Genomic DNA, 21863 nt, shown 5'->3' with positions numbered 1-21863 from the left:
TCATCAACCTCATTGGCTTCGCTGGCCTCACCAGCAACACCAGTCACCTGAGACACGTCGCTCACCTTTTTTCCCTCTGGAGTACGGACAGCGCGGCGATCAACTCGGACTGCGGCTCGGGGGTGACCTCAAGCGCGTCGAGGGGCGCCAGCCGCCGGTCGCGCTCCCCGTGCAGCACGCGATCGATGTACGTCGTCACCAGCTCGCCGCCCCGGTCGCGCAGCCGCAGCGCCGCGTGCGCCCCGACCCGTTCCGCGAGCCGCTCCCCCGCGAGCCGGGCCCGTCTGCCGCCCAGCAGGGCCGCCGCGAGCAGCGCCGCGACCGTCTCGGCGTCGGGCGCGGGCGTCCGTTCGAGCTGGCGCACCTCCTCCTCGGCCAGTTCCTCGAGGACGCGGCGCCAGCGGCGTACGGCCATCCCGACCCGTTCCGCCGCCTCCCCGTCCGGGCCCGGCACCGGCAGCGCCCCGGCGGCCGGCTCGCGCTGCCACGCCTCCCCCACCCGCTCCTCGGCGGCGGCCACCGCGCACTGGAGGAGGGCGCCCAGGCTCTCCACCAGCGAGTCGAGCAGCTCCCGCGCCGAGCTGTCCCGGGGATAGCCGCGCCAGCGCGTGCGCGCGTCCCCGGCGAGCACGGCCCCGCGCTGGAGCTGTCTGCGTACCCGCTCGCCCTCGGCCGCGTAGGCGTCCTCCACCGCGCCCGTCAGCCGCACGGCGGCGGCGTACTGCGCGGCCACCGCCCCCGCCAGCTCCGGCATCCGCGCGTTCAGGGAGTCGATGACCCCGGCCGCCGTACGCACCAGGGCCTGCTGACGGGCCGCCGGGTCCTGCACCCGGTGCGCGAGCCAGGCGAGCAGCGGCGCGACGGCGGTGGTGGGCAGCAGGCCCCGTCCCGCGCCCGCGGACTCGGGCAGTTCGGGGATGGTGAAGCGCGGTACGTCACCGAGCCCGGCCCGGGTCAGCAGCGCCGCGTACTGCCGCGAGACCTCGTCGATCACCTGGTGCGGCACCCGATCGAGGACGGTCACCAGCGACGCGTCGTACTCCTTCGCGGTACGAAGCAGATGCCAGGGCACGGCGTCCGCGTACCGGGAGGCGGTGGTCACCATGACCCACACGTCCGCGGCGCAGATCAACTCGGCGGCCAGCAGCCGGTTGTCCACCACGAGCGAGTCGATGTCGGGCGCGTCGAGCAGCGCGAGCCCGCGGGGCAGAGCGGCGGCGGTGTCGATACGCAGCGCGCTCTGCTCCACGGGCACCGTCCCGTCCGCGCCGACTCCCGCGTCGTCCTCCTGCTGCGGCAGCCATACGCGTGTCAGATGCGGCAACACCCGCATCCCGGCGAACCAGTGGTGGTCCTCGGGGTGGCAGACCAGTACGGGGGTGCGTGTGGTGGGCCGCAGCACCCCCGCCTCACTGACCCGCCGCCCCACAAGGGAGTTGACGAGCGTGGACTTCCCGGCGCCTGTGGACCCCCCGACGACCACGAGCAGGGGTGCTTCGGGGTCCCTGAGCCTGGGCAGCAGGTAGTCGTCGAGCTGCGCGAGCAGCTCGGCCCTGGTCTGCCGGGCACGCGGCGCCCCGGTGAGAGGCAGTGGAAGACGCACGGCGGCGACACGGTCGCGCAGTGCGGAAAGTGCGTCGAGCAGCTGGGGCCGTACGTCCAAGGTCACCACATGCGAAGAATGCCCAATTTTGGAGCCTTTTTGAAGCGTATGGACATCTCTGCGCGCCGATCACATACTCGGGACAGACGGGACGAGTGGGGCACAGGCATAACGACTGCACAACACCCGGGGCGCCGAGGGCCAAAAGCGATGCGTGAATCGCACCTGCCTGCGATTATCGGTTCGCTTCACTGAACCTCCACAACGTGCCACGGGCGTGAAGCAACCGGGTCAAGGGGATCGGAGCCCTATCCTTGTCCCGGCAACGTCATGGAACTACCCAACCGGGGCTCCAGGTCACCGAGGCCACCACCCGGCCCCCGTAGCTCAGTGGATAGAGCAGGTGCCTTCTAAGCACTTGGCCGCAGGTTCGAGTCCTGCCGGGGGCGCTTTTCTACGCGCGGTGCACGGCCCTCCCTCAGGGAGGGCCTTTGCGCAGGTCAGCGCAAATCTAGCGGGCACGCTGTAGCGACGCCGTAAACGTCGACAGCGCAGGTGCGGGGCACCGGCGCGGGCGACACGGCGTTCGGGGCGCACCGCGCGCCGCTGTCAATTGCTCCCGGCGGGCAGGGTGCTTGGCATGGCCGGCAGGTCGCTGTGGAGCCGGGAGAAGATCCGTTCGTGGGCCGGGGTGAAATGCCGGCGCCAGACACCCACCTCCAGGTCGTCGCCGTCGCCGGAGCGCGGGGAGGGCAGATCCGGGGAGAGGGAATCCGGGGAGAGGGAGGGGTGTCCGGTGGCGTGCAGCAGGCGGGTCACGGCCTCTTCGCGGGCTTCGGCGGTTCCGCCGTGGGCGGGGCCCGCGAGTTCCTCATGACTGATCACGGTCACCGCCGGGTGGCGCGCCAGCCATTGGCAGCGGCGGGCCTCCTCCATGCCGGGGAAGGCGGGGTCGGTCAGCGCGAGGGTGATTCTGGCGTCCATGGTGGGCAGGGCGCTGACGATGTCCCGGTAGATGAGGTGGTCGGGGAGGGATCCGACGCGCTCCGCGGGCCCGGAGAGCAGCCGGATCTGGCTGATGATCCGGTCCCGCACATCGCGGTGATGAAAGATGACCGGCGGCTGCTTGTCCGCGTGCCAGGCGCGCAGGAAGCCGGCCTCGGCCCGCTGGAGGTCGAGGCTCGTGACGTACCAGCAGCCCCGGCCCGGCAGAAGACGGTGCAGTTCGCCGTCCGGTACCCGGCCCAGACGTCCTTCGAGCGCGGGATCCATGGGGGAGACGAGGGTGACCGGCTGGCCCAGGCGCGTCCACCACACCCGCCACAGCGCGCTGACCGCTTCCTGGAAGGCCGACTTCAGCTCGTCCCGCTCTTCGTCCCGCCGCCGCAGCAGCCGTACGGCCCGGTCCTGTCCGTAGGAGGCCACCAGCAGGGGATAGACCTCACCGGGACCGGGACCGGGACCCGAACCGGGCTCGTCGCCCGCGGGCCGGACACCGCTCATCGTCCCGTAGGAGGAGTAGCCGAGAGCGGCCGTGAACTCCGTCAGCAGTGGAGTCCCGCTGCCACGCGGTGAGACGACGATCAGTTGGGGCGCGGCCATGGAACATCTCCTCCGGGGAAGGACGAGGGCGGAAGTCTCAGGCGACCGTGAGCACGGCCGCGGGTGCCTTGCGGGCGAGCAGGAGGTCCTCGTAGGCGTGGTGCGCCCGCGTGCTGATACGAGGGTGCAGGAGCGTGGCCGCTCGGGCGTGCTCGCCGGTGTCCACGAGGGCGCGTGCGAGGGTGTCCTGAACGATCTCGCGCTCCACCCGGACGCCGCCGAGCCGTTCCGTCCGCTCGCTCAGGCCGGTCAGGAGGTCCACGGCCGCCGCCGTCCGGCCGGCGGTGATCTCGGCCAGCGCCCGGACGACCGGGGCCAGTACGTACTGGTAGTCAGGCCGTTCGTCGCGCGCCGCCCGGTGGGCCAGGGCGCGCAGATCGTCGGTGGCCGCCTCGACCGCAAGCGCCAGGGCGAGGTTGAACGTATGGAAGACCTCGGCCATCCCGCCGGGAGCCGCCAGCAACTCCCGTACGTGCGCGAGGTCGCAGCGGCCGGCGGGCGTCTGCCCGGCCAGCAGCAGCCGCCAGTTGGTCGCCGAGCGCATGCCCACGTCGGCGCGGCCCAGCACCTCGTCCGCCCGACGGCGTGCGTCCGCGAAATCGCCGCAGGCCAGCGACTGCAACGCGGCATGCCAGTTGAGGTGTTTGAACTGCATGGCCTCCGGGTCGGCCGCCAGCCACGTGTCGAGGAAAGCGGTGGAGGCGGGACCGGCGCCCTGTTCGTGTTCGGCGTGGGCGCGGGCATGGGCCGCCGGCCCCGAGCGCGGGAACAGGGCCAGCGCCCGGTCGGCGAGTTCATGGGCTTCCTCGGCGCGGCCCTGCTCCGCCCGTACCCAGGCCAGCCGGCTCGTCCACGTCCAACTCTCCGGGCCTGACAGCGTGTACTGCTCCTCGGCCAGCGCATCGCCCCGCGCGCGGTATCCGTCCTCGCCGTAGGCGTGGAAGGCGTCGAGCATCAGTCCGGCCACCTCGTCACCGGGCCACCGCGCGAAGTGCGCGAGCAGGTGATCGGCCGTCATCCGGTACTGGCGATGCGTGTGGAGGAACACGCCGTACACCAGGCTCATCGACCGCGCGTCCGCACTCCGCGCGTCCTCGTGGGCGACCGTCAGTTCGTCCCGCGGTTCCGCGTCGCTCAGCGCGTCGCCGGTGGCCAGCACCAGCAACGCCCGTGCCACACCGAGCCGGGGGCGTTCGGCCACCCACCGCCGCAGCGACGGCACGGCGCGCCCGCTGAGCGCCGCCAACTCCCGCACCGGAACGTCCCGCATCGATACGCCTGCCACCGAACGCCTCACGATCGCCCCTCCTCATTCGGTCAGGAGTCAGTAGGCTGCCCGGATCAGAACGGTGCAGATGATGCCGCTGTTACCGCAGTGGTTACGCGGCAGATCCAGCGGAAGAGCGGCGTGATTCCCGCTCACCGCACCGGCCCCGGCCACCGTGCCGCCTGCCGTGTGCGCCCCGCCGCCCTGGTTGGCGCACGTATTGCCGAACGTCGCGTTCCCGATACCGACCACATTGGCGTGCGCCGCCCCGGCCGGCACCAGCGCGGCCCCCAGCACCGTTCCCACCGCGGCCGCCCGCCGTCCTGCTCGCCGGGCACCGCCGTTTCCGTCCCCCACGCCCTCGTTCACCGGACGCTCTTCGATCAATCGCGTATGCACAGCGCTCCGTCCTCGCGGCAGCGTTCGGCCACGGCCGACACCTGCTCAGATCACACCCGGGGGTCAACCGGGCCTCTCCCGGTAAACGAGGTCCCATCCTTCAGGGCACGTAACGCGGAAGGCTCTTCTCGGGACGTACGGGATGGACGGGACGCCACCGAAGAGGCCCCTCCCGGACCCGTCGGCCCAGGGCCCGTCCACTGACGCGGCACGACCCCGTAGCCCGCTGCCTGGCTGACAGCGGGCTACGAGGAACGGTCCAGTGCGCCGAGCCGACGCGGGTGGGGGGAGCCGGGCTCGCGCACTGTCGCGGGTCGTCAGGGACTCAGCGGCCGGGGGCCACTAGAGACCGACGTTGAAGCTCCCCTTGGCCTCGGTCGAGTAGTAGGTGCGGCTGCCCTTGAACTCGGCGATGTAGCCGGACGCCGCCGCGGTGGCCATGAGCTGGGGGTCGCTGATCTGGGTGCCGGTGTCGAACGACGCCTTGCCCTGGTCATTGGTCCGCGCGGAGCCGAGCTCCTGTCCGCCGGTGGCGACATAGAAGTGGATCAGCTGATCCGGGACTCCCTGGCCGTCACCGTCGGTGAGGACCGCCTCGACCTTCGCCCTCGCCTTGCCCTGGAGCGCACTGCCCTTCACCGTGTGCGCTTCGAGGAACGTGGACTTCTTGGGCCGCGGGGCCTCGGGGTCGACCGGCTGCTGCGGGGGGTAGTACCCCTGCTGCGGCGGGTAGTAGCCGGGCGGCGGCTGCTGGGGCGGGTAGTACCCGGGCTGCGGCTGGTAGTAGCCGGGGGGCGGCGGCTGCTGCGGCTGGTAGTAGCCGGGCGGCGGGGGCTGCGGCGGGTAGTACCCGGCCGGCGGCGGCTGCTGGGGAGGGTAGTAGCCGGGCGTCGGCTGTGACATGGGAAAACTCCTCATGATCAAGTGCGATGGAACGTCAGCTGAGCTGTCACACGAAGGCCGGTTTCGGCCTGCCCGCACAGACTGCCCTCAAAAATCCGCCACCAGCCGCAAACCGTCACGCACCCCTCGGACGAGTGGCGTCGTTCGATTGCGTGCGCGGAACGCCCGCGAGGATGATCGGCGATCGTGGACCATATCTCGTTGAATGTTCATGAACTAACCGAAAACTGGACGCTGTTGGAGCACGAGCGCGAACTCGTGTCCGGCAAACGCGGCCCCACGCGGCTCGGGTTCGCCGTGCTGCTCAAGTTCCATACGCGCTACGGCCGGTTTCCCCGCGCCCGGTCCGAAGTGCCCGACCGGGCGGTGGACTTCCTGGCCCGGCAGGTACGGGTGCCCGCCGCCGAGCTGGACTCCTACGACTGGACGGGCCGCACGATCGAGTACCACCGCGCCCAGATCCGGCGGCACTTCGGCTTTCGCGAATGCACCGTCGCGGACGCGGAGGAGGTGACGGCGTACCTGACCGAGCATGTCGCGCGCGAGGAACGCCGGCCGGAGCGGGTGCGGGCGGAACTGCTCGCGCGCTTACGCGCCCAGAGCATCGAGCCGCCCACGCCCGGCCGCTGCGACCGGATCGTCAAAGCCGCCCTGCGGGCGGCCGAGGAGTCCCTGACGGCGTGGATCTCCTCGCGACTGACCGCGGCGAGTGTCAGGCGGATCGTTTCTCTGGTGGACGACGGCGACGCGGTGCGCGACGACACGGCGGACAGCAGGAACGAATCGCCTCCATCAACAGCAACAGCAACAGCAACAGCGATCGGACTGACGGAGACCGGACTGAGGGAGACCGGACTGAGGGACATCGGGCTGAGGGACATCGGGCTGAGGAAGATCAAGGAGGCTCCGGCTCCGGCTCTGGCTCTGGCTCCGGGCGATCTCGACCGGCGGGCGATGCTCGTGGAGATCGACAAGCTGCTCGCGATCCGGGCGGTGGAGCTGCCGCCGGACCTGTTCGGCGGCATCGCGCCGGCCGTGGTGGCCGGGTGGCGGGCGCGGGCCGAGGCGGAGTCCCCCTCCCGTCTGCGGACGCACCCCTTGCCACTGCGAGTGACACTGCTGGCCGCCCTGCTGCACCAGCGCGAACGGGAGATCGCCGACTCGCTGGTGGAGCTGCTGATCTCCATATCGGGACGCGGACCGGGCCGGAAGAGAGCGCCGGGAGACGCCGCGAGAGGCTGATCGGGCGACATACCTTCTGACGGAGCGACGCTCGTGGGCGCGCGGGCCCGTCCCGCCGCCCGAGCGCCGTCCCTGGTCACGGCGCGTACGGGCAGGGCCGGGGCGCCGGCCCGGTCGTATCGTGGAGAACGTGGCGGGCCGCCCCGGGGGGCACAAGGGGGCCTCGCGACACGCCCCGGTCGCCGCGCTCGCGTCGGTACGTCCGCTCTGGTGGGTGGTCTCCGCGCTGCTGGTGGCTGCTGCCGTGGTGGTCGCTCTCACCCGGCGCCACGAGCTGGTCACCGCCGTTCATCTCATCGATGACGTACGGCTGCCCCGGCTGCTGGTCGCCGCCGGGTTCGAGGCCGCTTCCCTGGCCTGTCTGGCCGCTGTGCAGCACTGGCTGCTGCGCGCGGGCGGTGCGCGGATCCGGTTCCGGGTCGTCGGCGCCGTCGTGCTGGCGGCCAATGCCATCGCGGGGGCGCTGCCCGGTGGGGCGGCGTTCGCGGCGGCGTGGGTGTTCCGGCAGTTCCGGCGCCGGGGCGCGGGGCAGGTCCTCGCCGGGACCGTACTGGTGATCGCGGGACTGCTGTCCGGGCTGAGCCTCTTCGTCCTCCTGATGGCCGGCGTACTGGCGGCCGGTTCATCGGGCCCGGTGGCCGGGGCGCGGCCCGTGGTCGTCGGGCTCGCCGCGGTGGGGGTCGTGGTGGGGGGGATGGCGGCCGGACTGTTCCGGTTTCCCCGGGTAAGGCGCCGGGCCCGGCGCCTGTGGCAGCGGATCGGACTGCGTTCCCGGCGGCTGTGGGACATCGAGCGGGCGCTGTCGCGGCTGGTCCGTCAGATCCGTACCACCAGGCCGGGGGTACGCCCGTGGCTGTGGCCGTCGTCACTGGCCGTGCTCAACTGGGGCTTCGACCTCGCGTGTCTGGTCGCGTGCGTGTGGAGTCTCGGGATCGCCGTACCGTGGCACGGCATTCTCGCGGTCTACGCGCTGACGCAGTTCGCGGGAAGTCTGCGGCTCACGCCGGGCGGTCTCGGCGTGGTCGAGACGAGTCTCACGGCGCTGCTCGTGCTGTACGGACTGAGCGCCGAGCAGGCGATCGCCGTCACCCTCCTGTACCGGGTACTGAGTTACTGGGCACTCCAGCCGGTCGGCTGGGCGAGCGGGCTGGGTCTGACGCTGAGCCGCGGCCACGCCGGAGCCGGTCCCGAGGCCGGTACCGAGGCCGGTACCGAGGCCGGTACCGAGGCCGGTACCGAGGCCGGTACCGAGGCCGGTACCGAGGCCGGTACCGAGGCCGGTACCGACGACGGGGCTGACCCCAGCAAGGGGCCCGACGGCGAATCCGACCCCGGCAGCCGCTCCTGATCCGGGCATCCGACCTGGTCATACCTCTCAAGATGCCCGAATCCACCCAGTGCGGCTACGCTTTATGCGGTGGCTTGACCGAACGACAGGCCGGACCGGTGACAACGCCCCGTCCGGCATCCCGCGCCACCGGCAGGATCGGCCGCCCCGGCCGCCATCGACGCCTCCCGGGCCCGAGCCGGGGCCCTCCTCCCACAGGAAGAGGAATCGAAACATGAAGTCCTCCCGCATCCGTCGTACCGTCGTGTCCGCTGCCGCCGTGGTGGCCCTCCCGGTCTCCCTGGGTGTCATGGCACCCCAGGCCTTCGCGGACCCCGGCACCCCCACACCGCCGAGCGCGCCCGTGACACCCAGCACACCCACATCGCCCGGCGAGTCCACCTCACCCGGCGGGTCCACGTCGCCCAGCGCCTCCGCGTCGCCGAGCGAGTCGACGTCTCCGAGTACGTCCACCTCGCCCAGCCCCTCGACCTCGCCGAGCAGGACCGCGGTGCCCAACCCGGCCGTCCCGTTCGGCCCCGGCTGCTCGTCGATCCCGAAGACCGGCACCGGCAGCCTCGCCCAGATGGCCACGGAGAAGGTGGCGACGGCCATTTCCCACAACCCGGACTTCACCACGTTCCTCTCCCTGGTGAAGAAGGCCGGACTGACGGACAGGCTGAACACCGCGAAGGACATCACGCTCTTCGTGCCCACCAACGAGGCGTTCAAGAAGCTCTCGACGGCGCAACTCGACCAGATCAAGAACAACGAGGCGCAGCTCAGGAAGGTCGTGAAGTACCACGTGGCGGAGGAGAAGGTCGCTACCGACCTGCTCCCCAACGGCGTCTTCTCGACCTGGGAGGGTACGACCCTCTCCACCTCGGGGTCCGACCGTACGTTCAAGGTGAACGACACGGCGAAGATCCTGTGCGGCAACATCAAGACGGAGAACGCCACGGTGTACACCATCGACACCGTGCTGACGCCGAAGTAGGGCCCTGCCTGGCCTTACGCACGTCTCGGACCTCCACTTCCCGCCGCCCCCTTTCCGCACCGGAGAGGGGGCGGCGGGAAGAACCGTTCCTCTTTTCACGCATGGGCGGAATTACTGGGGGAAGACGGCTGCCTGGAGGTTGATAAACATGGTTCCCCTGCTACTCGTTCTTCTGCTCGCCCTGATCCTTTTCGGTGCGGGTTTCGCACTCAAGGCACTGTGGTGGATCGCCGTCATCGTGCTGGTCGTCTGGCTGCTGGGCTTCCTGGTGCGCCCGACGGCGACAGGAGGGAAGCGCGGCCGCTGGTACCGGTGGTAGACAGACGGCGACGCCGCTCGACCCGGCACGGAATTACGTGACGGAATCGCGCGACGGAGTCGTGTAACGGAAATGGGCGGGCCCGCCGAACGGGCCCGCCCATCCGCTGTTTTGAAGGTGCCTCAGACCGCGTCAGATGTGCGTCAGATTCCGGCCGAGGCCATTTCGATCGCGGAGCGGTAATTCAGCGCGGTCGCCTTCACACAGACGCCGTACGTCCGGTCTTTGGTGACCACGAGGAAGTAGTCGCGCAGGTTCTTCCAGTAGTTGACGAGATAGCCCAGCCCCGGAATGAACCCGGCGGGCCGGGGAACGAGAGCGAAGGCCTCGGAGCACTTCAGGATCTCGCCGGTGGCCGTCGAGAGAATCGCCGCCACATCGCTGTTCATGTTCCAGCCGGCCGCCAGCGAGTCATTCCAGATGGCGCCGGCGATCTGCCGGAGCCGTTCCTGCTCCTCCGGCGTGGGGTCGCTGCTGAACGTGACGCCCCCCGACGTCACGACGCGCGCGGCCGGCGCCTCGGTCGTCCCCGCCGCCGCGTGGGCCGCCCCCGCCGTGCCGACGGACAGGACCGCCCCGGCGGCGATCAGCGCCACCGCCGACGTCCATCGGGATAATCTCCGCTCAATCATCTTCTCCGCCTCTCCCCTACAGCCGACACGAGGTCCGTAGTGGCCCTCGCCGGACGCTGTCGCGCCGAGCCTCCCGTTTCGCCCCCGGGCCGTCAACGGAGCAGATCAAGCCGCGTGGCAGTCCCCGACAGCTCGAACGCCTGTTCTATGATTCCCCCGGTGCACCCCGTTACACGCCCTTGATCAGGGCCGTTGTCCGGGCGCCCATCCCAACGCCCCGCGCTCCGGAGGAATCATGCGACCTGTTCCCGCCCCCGCCCGTCTCGCTCCCGTCCCTCTTCCCGCGCATCCCGTGCGTCCCGCCCTCCCCACGCTTCCCGTCCTTCCCGTCCTCCCCTTCGCGGCCCCCGCGGATCTGTCATCACGACCGTCACCGAGGTGGGGCGCATGAGTCACGGTCACGCCAAGCCTCTGCCGCCGTCGCTGCGGGAATGGGCGGAACGCGTCGTCGGGCCACTCTCCGCCGTACAGGACGCGTCACACCCGCGCGCGTCGTCACGCGTGTGGGATGTCACCGGCAGTCGCGGCCGGCGCTTCTTCATCAAGCAGTCGGCGAGCGCCTCGTTCTACGAACGGGAGACCTTCGGATACCAGTCGGCGGTACCCGCCCTCGGATTCGGCCGCGCCCCGAGGCTCGTGGAGACCGACGCCCGGCAGCTCGCCCTGCTGCTGACCGCCGTACCGGGCACCCCCGTCTCGCGGCTCACCCTCCCCGGCCCGGAACACCGCTCCGCGCACCGGCAGTTCGGGGCCCTGCTGCGCCGTCTGCACGGCACGGACAAGATGCCGGGCGCCGGACGGCGAGAGGCCAGGACCGCGCTGGAGCGGCTGGCCGACGACGCCGAGACCCACCTCGCGCGCGCCACCGACCTGATGTCCGTGAGCCGGCGCGCGCTCGTACGCCGCGCGGCCGACCACGTACGGAAGCTGACCGATCTCCTCGCCCCCGCCCATATCCACGGCGACGCCCAGGAGCGCAACGCCCTGTGGACCGGCCCGGCGCTACCGGGTCAGCGGACACCGGGACAGCAAGCGCCCGGACAGCGGACACCGGGGCAACAGGCGCCGGTCCGGCAGGCGCCGCGGCAGGCGCCGGGGCAGGCATCGGGACGGCAGGTGCCGGGACAGCTGGCGGTCATCGACTTCGAGCGGTCCCGTTACGCCCCCGCCGTACAGGACTTCGTCCGGCTGGCCTGCGGCCCCTGGCAGGGCCGCGACGATCTGCGCGCCGCGTTCTTCCACGGGTACGGCCGCCCGCTGACCGACGCGGAGCGCCAGGCGCTGCCGTGTCTGGCGGCGCTCGACGCCGCGAGCTGTCTCGCGTACGGCCCGGACCATGGCGAGCACGATGTCACGACCCGGGGGCTCCGTACGCTGGCCCGCCTGGAGAACGGCGCCTGGGGGACGTTCGTATGACCGGACGGCGCGCACGTACGTCCGGACCGCGCGCACGCGGCGCACGCCTCCGCTACGGCTTGCGCGCCACGCCCGCGTAGATCGAGACCGCCGCGTCGGTGACGTCCTCCTCCGGTTCGCCCTCCGGGCGCCAGCGGTGCGGCACCGCGAGGCCGGGCTCGATGAACTCCAGCCCCGCGAAGAAACGGAGGACTTCGCTCCGGGAGCGCACCTGAGCGGGGATACCGCCGCGGTGGTAGACACCGATCACCCGCTCCCACATCTCCGGGGCGAAGTCCGGAGTGCAGTGGGAGAGGACCAGGTAGCTCCCGGAGGGCAGCGCGTCGAGCAGACACCCGACGGTCTCGTACGGACGGAACTCGTCCGGCACGAAGTGCAGCAGCGCGTTGAGGGACAGCGCGACCGGGCGCGTCAGATCGATCGTCTGCCGCAGCCGCTCCGACTCGATGATGGTCTTCGGGTCCCGGACATCGGCGTGGATGTACGCGGTACGGCCCTCGGGCGTACTGCGCATCAGGGCCTCGGCGTGCCGGAGGACGATCGGGTCGTTGTCCACATAGACGACACGGGAGTCCGGGGCGGCCGCCTGGGCTATCTGGTGGAGATTGGGCCGGGTCGGGATACCCGTACCGATGTCCAGGAACTGCCGGATACCGGCCTCGGACGCGAGCCAGCGGGTCGCCCGGTGCATGAAGTGACGATTCGTCTGGGCGCAGATCTTGACGGTCGGGAAGACCGACTCGACGGAGGCCGCGGCCACTTGGTCGGACTCGTAGTAGTCCTTGCCACTGAGATAGAAGTCGTACATCCGGGCGGGGTGCGGCTTGCTGGTGTCGATCTCGTCTACCGACGGGTGGTCGAGGTCCGTCATGCGGGGCCGTCCAATTCTTGCTCGTGGGGGGTTGTCGGGGGGCTGGGGTTGTCCGAAGGGGGCTGGGGGGTGTCCGGAGGAGGGGTGACCGTGGGGAGCGTGGCCACGGGAAGCGGTGCCTACGGGAAGCGGTGACCAGCAGGAGACGGTGACCGGCAGGAGAAGGTGACCACAGGACTACAGGACTACAGGAGGAAGTCGGCGAGACCGTTCTTGGCGCCGGCGACGAAGTCGGCCATGGCGGCCGCGGTGCAGATCAGGGTCGGCCCCGACGGGTCCGCGGACTGGCGGATCGCGACATGCTCGCCGTCCACCTTCTTCGCCTCGACGCAACTGCCGCCGTTGGGACCGCTCCATGGCTTCTCCCAGCCATCGGTCCCCAGTTCGTCGGCCGGCATACCGTTGAAAATCTCCCGCATTAGAGCTCCTTGCGTATCCCCAGGAGAAAAGCTCTGGTTTCGTCAACGGGTGCCGCCCGAGCGGACATATTGTCCAGGACTTCCAGATAGGCGGCGATATCGGGGCGCTGATCCATATAGACGGCGCCGGTGAGATTCTCGGTATAGACGACATCGGGCAGTTCGGGCATGTCGAACCGGAAGAGATGGAACGGTCCGAACGCTCCGAGGTGCGGGCCGATCGCGAACGGCATGATCTGGAGGGTGAGGTTGGGGAACGCGGTGGCTTCCAGCAGCCGGTCGACCTGCGCCCGCATCACCTCCGGATCGCCGACGGGTCTGCGCAGGACCGCTTCTTCCATCAGGATCCACAGAAAGGGCGCGTCCGCCTTGGTGAGCAGCTGCTGACGCTTGACGCGCAGCGCGACGCGCCGCTCCAGCTCCTCGGCGTTACGGTGCGCGCCCACCCGCAGCACGCCACGCGCGTACTCCTCTGTCTGCAACAGGCCCGGCACGTAGTGGGGTTCGTACGTCCTGATCAGGCTGGCCTGGTCCTCCAGGCTGATGTACGCGCTGAACCAGCCGGGCAGCGCGTCGCGATAGCGATGCCACCAGCCGGGTTTGTTGGCGACCTTGACCAGCTCGGTGAACTCCTCGGCCTCGCTCTCCGTGACTCCGTACGCCTGCAACAGCAACAGGACATAGGGGAGTTTGAGGCTGACCTCGGAATTCTCCATACGCCGAATGGTGAGCGGAGCGACGTCCAGGACTTTCGCCGCCGCCTCGCGGGACACCCCCGCCTTCTCACGAAGCGCCCCGAGCCGCTTGCCCAGAACGATACGCAGGACGGTGGGCGCGGTACCCGGACGAGCCTCACTCATGCGGGGTCTCCTGACGTCGACTCATCTCACAAAGTCTGACAGGTGACCGGCGCTCTATCCAGAGAGATGTGGAGCATTGTGAAATTATCAGAACGATCAGTTGCGGCCTGTGAGCGTCAGCGCTCATAGTGAACGCGTGGCTCACATCACGGATCACCGTGCACACAAGCAACCCCAGCCCCCCGCCGGGGAGTTACAGGCGCGTGCTCGGCACCCCTGGGGTGCCTGGTGTGCCTCGGTCGGCCGACAGGACGAAGCAACCGACTCCGGCCTCCGCGCACGTACGCACTGTCACGACGTCTACGGTCATGACACGTACGGACACGACACGTATGGGCACGAGTCCTACGGACGCGACGCGCACGGACATGACACGTACCGGCACGAGGCGCACGGACACGAGGCGCACGGACATGACGTGCACGGACATGACGCGCGCGGACACGACGTACGCGATCACGGCCGGCATCTCGCGCACAGAAGCGCTTTCACGCTGCCCGGCAGACGGGACTCCGTCGCCAGAGCGCGGCACTGGCTCCGTGATGAGCTTCAGCGGTGGAGACTGCACACGGACCTGTGCGACGTCGCGGTCCTCGTCCTCTCCGAGCTGTTCACCAATGCCGTGCTCCACACAGCCAGCGCGCTGGTCAGCTGTGAGGTGCGGCTCCTGACCGAGCACGTACGGCTCGACGTCCACGACCAGGGCGCACGGGACGGGGCGCCCAGCCCCCGCAACCCCGACTACCGCGCGGAGAACGGGCGCGGGCTGCTGCTGGTGGAGAGTCTGGCCGAGGCGTGGGGCGTCGGTTCCCGCGAGGGCGGGGTGGGGCGCACGGTATGGGCGATGCTCCCGCTCGGTCACGGGTCCGGCATCTGAACGGCCGGTCGGGCCGAGGGCTGTCACCGGCCCGACCGGCAGTACAGGGGTCTGCCGGTCGGGCCGGCTCAGCCGTCGCCAGTGAGCGGCCCGACCCGTTACGCGAGAGCGGCGCCCACCACCAGCGCGAAGGCGGCGACGGAGAAGAGCGTGCGGACGAGGTGGAACGTGTTCCACCGGGACTCGAAGGCGGCGCGCGCCACGCCGTCGGGTGAGGAAGTCGCCGATGCCAGCGCGTTGTTGAGCGGGACGTTGCCGCCGATGGTGACCAGATGGTTGAGCACGGCGCAGACCAGTCCGGCCACCAGGAGCCAGCGCTGAGTGTCCGAACGCCCGTCGACGGGTATGGCGAGCGCCGCGGCCGGGAACGCCACCACGGCCAGGAAGGTCAGCAGGAAGACCGGGCGGGGCACGTACTCGTTCACCCGGCGCATGGCTGCGACGAACTGCTCGTCGCTCAGCCGGCCCAGGGCGGGCATGATGCCGGTCTGGAAGATCAGGAAGTACCCCGCGAACAGACCCGTGGAGATCACGGCGAGGGCGAGCAGCAGAGTGGCCATGCGCACATCATGGCGCACGGAAAGGCCGCCAGGGCAGGGTTCTTGAACGGTTCTCGATCACACCCATCGATCGCCGTCGATCACCCAGACTGCGCGAATTTGGGCCGGTTGTGGAGGCTCTGGCATGGAGTCGCCACTCTCCGTACTGACACTTGTCACGGTGAGCAATGATGTGCGTACATGGAGTGGCGTACGGCTCCGAGGGGATGGCGGGGGTGGTCAGCCGTGGCAGATGTTTCGGGTTCTGTGCTCAACAGGTCGACATTGCCGGTGGGCGGAGCGCGGGAGGACGTGGTGGACACGCCTCATCCGCCCGGCCGGCCGATCCAGGGTGTGCGGGAGGTGACGGCGACGCTGACCGCCCTGGTCCGTTCCGCCCGCCGGGAGCTGTTGATCTTCGATGATCCGGGCAGTTGTCTGGGGCAGTGCATCCCGGAGCAGTTCCTCGAGTTCGCCGGCGCCTGTGTCCGAGCGGCGGGTGAGCAGAGCTGGCACGACAGCGGCCCGGGAGGCAGAGCGCGGGGGCGGTCGAGTGCGGTCGGCGTCCGCAGGATCGTGCCGCGCCACGGGCTCGCCGGGCTCTCGTACCCACTCCCCCGCGATCTGCCCGGCCGGGCCAGACAGACGGACTCCATCCCGTTCAAGATGATCCTGGTGGACCGGTCGGTCGCCGCGGTCCCGCTCGATCTCCAACTCCACTACCACGGGCTGCTGTTGATCCGCGATCCGGTGGTCGTCCAGGCCCTGGTCCGTACGCACCAGACGTGGTGGGACACCGGCGAGGAGCTGCCGACGGCCGCGGTCCCCTCGCCCGGGGGCCTGCCGGGACATCTGCGGCCCGTTCTGGAGGCGCTGCTCGCCGGGCTGACCGACGAGACGGCGGCGACGCGGCTGGGCATGTCGAGCCGTACGTACAGCCGCCGGGTGGGCGATCTGCTCACCGCCCTCGGCACGACGAGCCGCTTCCGGGCGGGTGCGGAAGCGGCTCGACGGGGGTGGATCTAGAAGAGATCGGATCTGGACCTAGGAAACGACGTCCTTACGGGCGAAGCCCCGGAAAGCCAGCGCGAACAGCACCACGGCATAGGTCACCGAAATCGCCGAGCCCTTCACCATGCCGCTCCACTCCAGCTGTGGCTGGAGCGCGTCCGCCCAGGCGAACTGCCAGTGCGCCGGCAGGAAGTCCCGCCAGGAACCGAGCGCCGTCACGGCGTCCAGCACGTTACCGATGATCGTCAGCCCGACCGCCCCGCCGACCGCGCCCAGTGGTGCGTCGGTCTTGGTGGACAGCCAGAAGGCGAGGCCGGCGGTCACCAGTTGGGAGACGAAGATGAACGCGACGACGAGTGCCAGCCGGGGCAGCGCGTCGGCGGTGGCCAGGGAGCCGCCCGTCGGCAGTTGGAGCGGCTTCCAGCCGTACGCCGCGGTGCCCGCCGCCAGGGCGACCAGCGGGAGCAGCAGCATCGCCGCCGCGCTCATACCGAGCGCCACCGCCAGCTTGCTCCAGAGCAGCCGGGCCCGGGGCACGGGCGCGGCGAGGAGATACCGCAGCGAGGACCAGCTCGCCTCGGACGCGACCGTGTCCCCATGGAACAGTGCGACGGGCACCACCAGCAGAAAGCCCGCGGAGACGAACAGGCAGGTGGCCGCGAAGTTGGCGCCGGAGGCCGTCGCGGTGTCCATCAGGTTCACCCGGTCGTTGTCACCATCGCCGCCCGGGGTGCCGCCGATCGCGAAGGCCACGATGAGGACGAAGGGCAGGACGCCGAGCACGACACCCATCGCCAGCGTCCGTCTGCGCTTCAGCTGCCGCAGCGCCTCGACCCGCAGCGGCAGGGTGCGCCCGGCCCGGTAGCCGGGGGCCGATTCCATCAGCGCGCTCATGCGGAGCCTCCTGAGATCAGGGTGAGGAACGCGTCCTCCAGGCGGTGGTGCGGTCCGACGCCCGTCAGCGGGACATCCAGCCGGATCAACTCGGTGACCAGCGCGTTGGTGCTCGCCCCGTCGAGCCGTACGAGCAGGCCGAGTCCGTCGTCCGTGCGGACCGCCGAGCCGATGCCCGCCAGCGCGGCGATCTTCTCGACGACCGGCTCCGGCATCCCCTCGGCGGTGGTGACGAGCAGGGTGTCGCCCGCGCCGGTGATCTCCGCGACCGGGCCGGCCTGGACGAGCTGCCCACGGTGCATGACGACCAGATGCGTACAGGACTGCTCGACCTCGGAGAGGAGGTGGCTGGAGACGATCACGGTCCTGCCCCCGGCCGCGTACTTGATCATCACGTCCCGCATCTCGCGGATCTGGGGCGGGTCGAGACCATTGGTCGGTTCGTCGAGGATCAGCAGATCCGGCATGCCGAGCATGGCCTGGGCGATCGCGAGCCGCTGTCGCATGCCCTGCGAGTACGTGCGTACGGCCCGCGCCAGCGCGTCGCCGAGCCCGGCGATCTCCAGGGCCTCCTCGATATGGGAGTCCTCGGCGGGCCGGCCGGTGGCCTGCCAGTACAGCTCCAGGTTGGCCCGGCCCGACAGATGCGGCAGGAAGCCCGCGCCCTCGACGAACGAGCCGACCCGGGAGAGCACCGGAGCACCCGGCCTGATGGCGTGTCCGAAGACCCGGATCTCGCCCGCGTCGGGGCTGATCAGCCCCATCAGCATGCGCAGGGTGGTGGTCTTGCCCGCTCCGTTCGGGCCGAGGAGACCGAGGACCTGGCCCTTCTCGACCTGGAAGGAGAGATCACGGACCGCGTAGCGGTCGGCGGCCCCGGCGTACCGCTTCGTCAGGCCGGTGATCCGCAGCGGCACCTCGGCGAGCGCGGGATCGGGCGCGGGCGCGCTGGTGCGGCGCCGGGCGGTGAGCAGCAGTGCGGCGGCGATCAGTACACCGGCGGCCGGCAGCCCCCAGGTCCACCAAGGCAGTGCGGTGGATCCGGCGGTGAGCGCGGGCACGGTCGGTACGGTCAGCGGGCCGTCGACGGAGACCCGGTAGGTGGCGGGGGCGGCCGGTGAGGCGTAGCCCAGGTCGGTGGCGGAGAGGACGACCCGGAGCCGGTGTCCCGGCACGACCTGGTGATCCACGGCGGGCAGCGTGAGCTCCACCGTCTTGCCCTTGCCCGCGTCCTCGACCCGTACGGGCGAGACGAGCTGCGAGGGCAGTACCTGCTGGCGGCCGTCGGGCCCGACGTCGTACACCTTGGCGAAGAGCACCGCGTCCCCGCTGTCGGAGCTGACGGTGGCCCGGATGGTCGGCGAGCCGGTGATCCGCAGCGACCGGTCGAGGGGTGCGGAGTCGAAACGCGCGTGCTGTCCGGGGAAGTCCAGGGAGAGCCCGACGCCGAGGGAGGAGAGCTGGGAGAGTCCGCCGCCGACGCCCGGTACGGCGGAGATGGCCGGCGGGCTCCCGCCCGCCGGGTTGGCGAAGGTCTGTGTGCCGCCGCTGAGCGGGACGCTGGTGGTGCCGCTCCCCAGGCCGGGATAGCGGTCGCTGCTCGCACCCCGCAACAGCGCCCGGCCATTGGTGGAGTCGACGCCTCCGGTCCGGCTGACGCGGAACGCGGGCCCGGTGTCCGCGCCCTTGTCGTCCTTGAGATAGCGGTCGAACCAGGAGGTGATCCGGCCCTGGAGGCGGCTGGTCTCCGGGTCACCGCCGTCGTGTCCGCCCGCCGTCCAGTCGACGTCGACGGGTGCGCCGTTGGCGCTGATCGCCTTCGCCATCGCGTCGGCCTGGCCGAGCGGGAAGAGGGAGTCGGTCTGGCCCTGGACGATCAGCGCGGGCACGTCGATACGGTCGCCGACAGCGGACGGGCTGCGCTCTTCCAGGAGCTTACGGGCGGCATCGTCCGGTATGCCGGAGACGGCGACCCGCTGGTACATGTCGCAGAGTTCCTTCTGGAACGTCTCGCAGCCGCCGCCGGTGGAGAAGAAGATCCCGGCCCAGAGCTTCTTGAAGACGCCGTCGGGGAAGAGCGCGTCGGCGAGGTTCCAGTACGTGATCAGGGGGGCGATCGCGTCGACCCGCTTGTCGTATCCGGCGGCGAGGAGCGAGATGCCACCACCGTACGAGGCGCCGGTCACCCCCACCCGGGGGTCGCCCTTCGCGTCGAGCCGCACCTCGGGCCTGGCGGCGAGCCAGTCGATCATCCGCGAGACGTCCTTGACCTCGTGGTCGGGGTCGTTGAGCCCGATCTCACCGGTGGACTTCCCGAAACCGCGCGCCGACCAGGTCAGCACCGCGTACCCGTCCCGGGCGAGTTTCTCCGCCTGGGCCCGTACGTCGTCCTTGCTGCCACCGAAGCCGTGCCCGACCAGCACCGCCGGCCGGCGCCCGCTGCCCGCGGTGAAGTAGGAGGTGTCGATCCGGGCGCCGTCCATCGACAGCACCTGGTCCGTGCGGTGCACGGCGGGCGCACCGTCCGAGGCGACGGCGGTCCAGGTCCCGGCTCCGACGAGCACAGCGGCTACGCCGAGGCCCGCGAGCCATCGCGCGCGCAGCCGAAACCGGCGGGGGGTTCGTAGCTCCATGCTTGAACCCTAAACGGGCCCCGGCCCCGGCCGTACGGACACCGGTCGGAACTCGAAGGCATCCCGGCGTAGTACGGATGGCCCCGCCGTACACCAGACGCGGTATGCGGGCCCCCGGCCCGACCCCGGCCCGACCCCGGCCCCCGCGCCCCGGGTGGTGCCCCGACCTGACCCCGACCGGGCCCTCAGGTCAGAGTGATCTCCGGGTTGTAGAGGTCCAGCCAGATCGCCAGGTCCAGCGTCCGTTCCAGGCCGCGGCGCGATGCCTGGGTGATCTGCGGCGTGTCGCGCTCCGTCACGCGTCGGATCCGGTCGGCGTCGACCAGGTCGAAGACCCGGTGGGACGGTTGGGAGAGCAGGTCCTTGGCGTATTCCTGGAGGGCCACGGCGTACTTCGGGTCCTGCGTGGAGGGGTAGGGGCTCTTCACCCGGTCGTACACCGACTTCGGCAGCAGGTCCGCCGTCGCCTCGCGCAGCAGGCTCTTCTCCCTGCCGTCGAAGGACTTCAGGGACCACGGGGCGTTGTAGACGTACTCGACGAGCCGGTGGTCGCAGAACGGCACCCTGACCTCCAGGCCGACGGCCATGCTCGCGCGGTCCTTGCGGTCCAGCAGGATCCGTACGAAGCGGGTCAGGTGGAGATAGCAGATCTTGCGCATCCGGTACTCGAAGTCGCTTTCGCCGCTGAGGCGTTCGATGTCGGCGACGGCCGTCGCGTAGCTGTCGCGCAGGAAGTCCGGCAGGTTCACGGCCGCGCTCACATCGGCACGCAGGACGTCCGCGTCGTCGCCGAAGTGGTCGGCGAGGCGTACCAGCCACGGGAACATCTCCGCCTGCCTCGCCTCCTCGTCGAAGAACTGGAGGTATCCGCCGAAGACCTCGTCGGCGGATTCGCCGGAGAGCGCGACGGTCGAGTGCTTCCGGATGGCCCGGAAGAGGAGGTAGAGGGAGGAGTCCAGGTCGCCGAAGCCCATGGGGAGGTCGCGGGCCCGGATCATCCGGCCGCGTACCTCGGGGTCGGCCAGGGTCTGGGAGTCGAGCACGATGTCCTGGTGGTCCGTGCCCGACGCGCGCGCGACGTCGTGGACGTACGGGGTGTCCGGCGTCGTGCGCAGTTCGTCGGCGACGAAGTTCTCGGTGCGGCCGACGAAGTCGACGGAGAAGCTGCGGACGCGCTCGCCGGTCTCGGCCAGTTGACGCGCGGCCAGCGCCGTCATGGCGGAGGAGTCGAGGCCGCCGGAGAGAAGCGTGCAGCGCGGTACGTCGGCGACGAGCTGGCGCCGCACGATGTCGTCGAGGAGGGTGCGTACCCGCGCCACCGTGGTGTCGCGGTCGTCGGGGTGCGGGCGGGTCTTCAGCGACCAGTAGTCCTGCCGTCGCAGGCCGCTCCGGCTCAGGGTCAGTACGGTGCCGGGCTCGACCTCGCGCATTCCGTCCCACACGGCGTGGCCGGGCGTTTTCACGAAGGCGAAGAGTTCGCGCAGTCCGTCCAGCCGGACGCGGGCGCGGGCCAGCGGGTTGGCGAGGATCGCCTTGGGCTCGGAGCCGAACAGCACACCGTCGGGGGTCGGATAGTAGTAGAAGGGCTTGATGCCCATCCGGTCGCGGATCATCACGAGCGTCTCGTCGCGGCCGTCCCAGATCGCGAAGGCGTACATGCCGTTGAGGCGTTCCGCCATGGCCGTGCCCCACTCCTGATAGCCGTGCAGGACGACCTCGGTGTCGGAGTCGGTGATGAACCGGTGGCCGCGGCCCGCCAGTTCGCGCCGCAGTTCGGTGAAGTTGTAGGTCTCGCCGGAGTAGACGAGCACCAGAGGGCCCTGCGGGGTGTCGAGCGTCATGGGCTGACGGCCGCCCGGCAGGTCGATGATCGCCAGCCGGCGGTGGCCGAGGGCCGCGGGGCCGCTGATCCAGGTGCCGCGGTCGTCGGGGCCCCGGCAGGACATGGTTTCCGTCATCGCATCCAATGTCCCGGACGCGGAACGCAGATCACGGTCGAAGGAGACCCAGCCGGTGATGCCACACATGTGTGTCCTCCTGCTTCCGATCCCA

General features: G+C 70.5%; 20 protein-coding genes and 1 tRNA gene. 8 read left to right on the top strand and 13 right to left on the bottom strand.

What is annotated here, in order from left to right; genetic code table 11:
- Positions 1 to 61: 61 nt before the first annotated feature.
- Positions 62 to 1663, bottom strand: coding sequence for a dynamin family protein (locus ACIOGX_RS06660; RefSeq protein ID WP_401911997.1), 1602 nt, complete (start codon positions 1661 to 1663; stop codon positions 62 to 64).
- 316 nt (positions 1664 to 1979) lie between these two features.
- Between ACIOGX_RS06660 and ACIOGX_RS06655 the strand changes: the two genes are divergently transcribed.
- Positions 1980 to 2052: transfer RNA gene (locus ACIOGX_RS06655), tRNA-Arg, on the top strand.
- A gap of 160 nt (positions 2053 to 2212) precedes the next feature.
- On the opposite strand, the gene ACIOGX_RS06650 is transcribed toward ACIOGX_RS06655, so the two are convergent.
- The 4 genes from ACIOGX_RS06650 to ACIOGX_RS06635 form a co-directional block, all read right to left on the bottom strand.
- Positions 2213 to 3205: a hypothetical protein gene (locus ACIOGX_RS06650; protein ID WP_401910893.1), complete on the bottom strand. Its 993-nt coding sequence runs from the start codon at positions 3203 to 3205 to the stop codon at positions 2213 to 2215.
- A gap of 37 nt (positions 3206 to 3242) precedes the next feature.
- Entirely contained in the window at positions 3243 to 4502 is a 1260-nt protein-coding gene (locus ACIOGX_RS06645; RefSeq protein WP_401910890.1) for a hypothetical protein, read from the bottom strand.
- A 27-nt stretch (positions 4503 to 4529) separates the two neighbouring features.
- Entirely contained in the window at positions 4530 to 4871 is a 342-nt protein-coding gene (locus ACIOGX_RS06640; protein WP_401910888.1) for a chaplin family protein, read from the bottom strand.
- Between the two features lie 342 nt (positions 4872 to 5213).
- Positions 5214 to 5774, bottom strand: a complete 561-nt coding sequence (locus ACIOGX_RS06635; protein WP_356508404.1) for an Ig-like domain-containing protein — start codon at positions 5772 to 5774, stop codon at positions 5214 to 5216.
- A 186-nt stretch (positions 5775 to 5960) separates the two neighbouring features.
- Between ACIOGX_RS06635 and ACIOGX_RS06630 the strand changes: the two genes are divergently transcribed.
- From ACIOGX_RS06630 to ACIOGX_RS06615, 4 genes are all read left to right on the top strand, one after another.
- Positions 5961 to 7016, top strand: a complete 1056-nt coding sequence (locus ACIOGX_RS06630; RefSeq protein WP_401910885.1) for a DUF4158 domain-containing protein — start codon at positions 5961 to 5963, stop codon at positions 7014 to 7016.
- A gap of 130 nt (positions 7017 to 7146) precedes the next feature.
- On the top strand, positions 7147 to 8364 hold the full coding sequence (locus tag ACIOGX_RS06625; protein ID WP_401910882.1) for a YbhN family protein: 1218 nt from the start codon (positions 7147 to 7149) through the stop codon (positions 8362 to 8364).
- A 214-nt stretch (positions 8365 to 8578) separates the two neighbouring features.
- Positions 8579 to 9340, top strand: a complete 762-nt coding sequence (locus ACIOGX_RS06620) for a fasciclin domain-containing protein (protein WP_384762954.1) — start codon at positions 8579 to 8581, stop codon at positions 9338 to 9340.
- A 148-nt stretch (positions 9341 to 9488) separates the two neighbouring features.
- A complete protein-coding gene (locus tag ACIOGX_RS06615; RefSeq protein WP_356508412.1) occupies positions 9489 to 9659 on the top strand; it encodes a hydrophobic protein in 171 nt (56 codons plus the stop codon).
- 143 nt (positions 9660 to 9802) lie between these two features.
- Here ACIOGX_RS06615 and ACIOGX_RS06610 read toward each other — a convergent pair whose 3' ends face one another.
- On the bottom strand, positions 9803 to 10255 hold the full coding sequence (locus ACIOGX_RS06610; RefSeq protein WP_356508414.1) for a hypothetical protein: 453 nt from the start codon (positions 10253 to 10255) through the stop codon (positions 9803 to 9805).
- A 423-nt stretch (positions 10256 to 10678) separates the two neighbouring features.
- Between ACIOGX_RS06610 and ACIOGX_RS06605 the strand changes: the two genes are divergently transcribed.
- Positions 10679 to 11707 (top strand): phosphotransferase enzyme family protein, encoded by a 1029-nt coding sequence (locus ACIOGX_RS06605; RefSeq protein WP_401910877.1) that lies wholly within the window; start codon positions 10679 to 10681, stop codon positions 11705 to 11707.
- A gap of 52 nt (positions 11708 to 11759) precedes the next feature.
- Here the strand turns inward: ACIOGX_RS06605 and ACIOGX_RS06600 are convergent, their stop codons facing one another.
- The 3 genes from ACIOGX_RS06600 to ACIOGX_RS06590 form a co-directional block, all read right to left on the bottom strand.
- A complete protein-coding gene (locus tag ACIOGX_RS06600) occupies positions 11760 to 12578 on the bottom strand; it encodes an SAM-dependent methyltransferase (protein ID WP_401910874.1) in 819 nt (272 codons plus the stop codon).
- A gap of 185 nt (positions 12579 to 12763) precedes the next feature.
- Positions 12764 to 12997, bottom strand: a complete 234-nt coding sequence (locus tag ACIOGX_RS06595; RefSeq protein ID WP_401765094.1) for a DUF397 domain-containing protein — start codon at positions 12995 to 12997, stop codon at positions 12764 to 12766.
- The gene (locus tag ACIOGX_RS06590; RefSeq protein WP_356508421.1) at positions 12997 to 13857 is read right to left on the bottom strand and encodes a helix-turn-helix transcriptional regulator; all 861 of its coding nucleotides are present in this window, start codon (positions 13855 to 13857) and stop codon (positions 12997 to 12999) included. The genes ACIOGX_RS06595 and ACIOGX_RS06590 overlap by 1 nt, the downstream gene beginning before the upstream one ends.
- Before the next feature lie 418 nt (positions 13858 to 14275).
- Between ACIOGX_RS06590 and ACIOGX_RS06585 the strand changes: the two genes are divergently transcribed.
- Complete coding sequence (locus ACIOGX_RS06585) at positions 14276 to 14734, top strand: ATP-binding protein (RefSeq protein ID WP_401765090.1); 459 nt, start codon at positions 14276 to 14278, stop codon at positions 14732 to 14734.
- Between the two features lie 98 nt (positions 14735 to 14832).
- On the opposite strand, the gene ACIOGX_RS06580 is transcribed toward ACIOGX_RS06585, so the two are convergent.
- Positions 14833 to 15294: an anthrone oxygenase family protein gene (locus tag ACIOGX_RS06580; RefSeq protein WP_356508425.1), complete on the bottom strand. Its 462-nt coding sequence runs from the start codon at positions 15292 to 15294 to the stop codon at positions 14833 to 14835.
- Between the two features lie 294 nt (positions 15295 to 15588).
- Between ACIOGX_RS06580 and ACIOGX_RS06575 the strand changes: the two genes are divergently transcribed.
- Positions 15589 to 16299, top strand: coding sequence for a DNA-binding response regulator (locus ACIOGX_RS06575; RefSeq protein WP_240045880.1), 711 nt, complete (start codon positions 15589 to 15591; stop codon positions 16297 to 16299).
- An 18-nt stretch (positions 16300 to 16317) separates the two neighbouring features.
- Here ACIOGX_RS06575 and ACIOGX_RS06570 read toward each other — a convergent pair whose 3' ends face one another.
- From ACIOGX_RS06570 to asnB, 3 genes are all read right to left on the bottom strand, one after another.
- Entirely contained in the window at positions 16318 to 17178 is an 861-nt protein-coding gene (locus ACIOGX_RS06570; protein WP_356508427.1) for an ABC transporter permease, read from the bottom strand.
- Entirely contained in the window at positions 17175 to 19742 is a 2568-nt protein-coding gene (locus ACIOGX_RS06565) for an alpha/beta fold hydrolase (RefSeq protein ID WP_401911994.1), read from the bottom strand. Before ACIOGX_RS06565 ends, ACIOGX_RS06570 begins: the two co-directional genes overlap by 4 nt.
- Positions 19743 to 19996: 254 nt before the next feature.
- Positions 19997 to 21838: an asparagine synthase (glutamine-hydrolyzing) gene (asnB, locus tag ACIOGX_RS06560; RefSeq protein WP_356508429.1), complete on the bottom strand. Its 1842-nt coding sequence runs from the start codon at positions 21836 to 21838 to the stop codon at positions 19997 to 19999.
- Positions 21839 to 21863: the final 25 nt, after the last annotated feature.

It is taken from the genome of Streptomyces sp. NPDC088147, assembly GCF_044741565.1.
Taxonomy (GTDB): Bacteria; Actinomycetota; Actinomycetes; order Streptomycetales; family Streptomycetaceae; genus Streptomyces.
The sequence above is the reverse complement of the archived record's forward strand: the minus strand, read 5'-3'. Positions and strand labels throughout refer to the sequence as shown.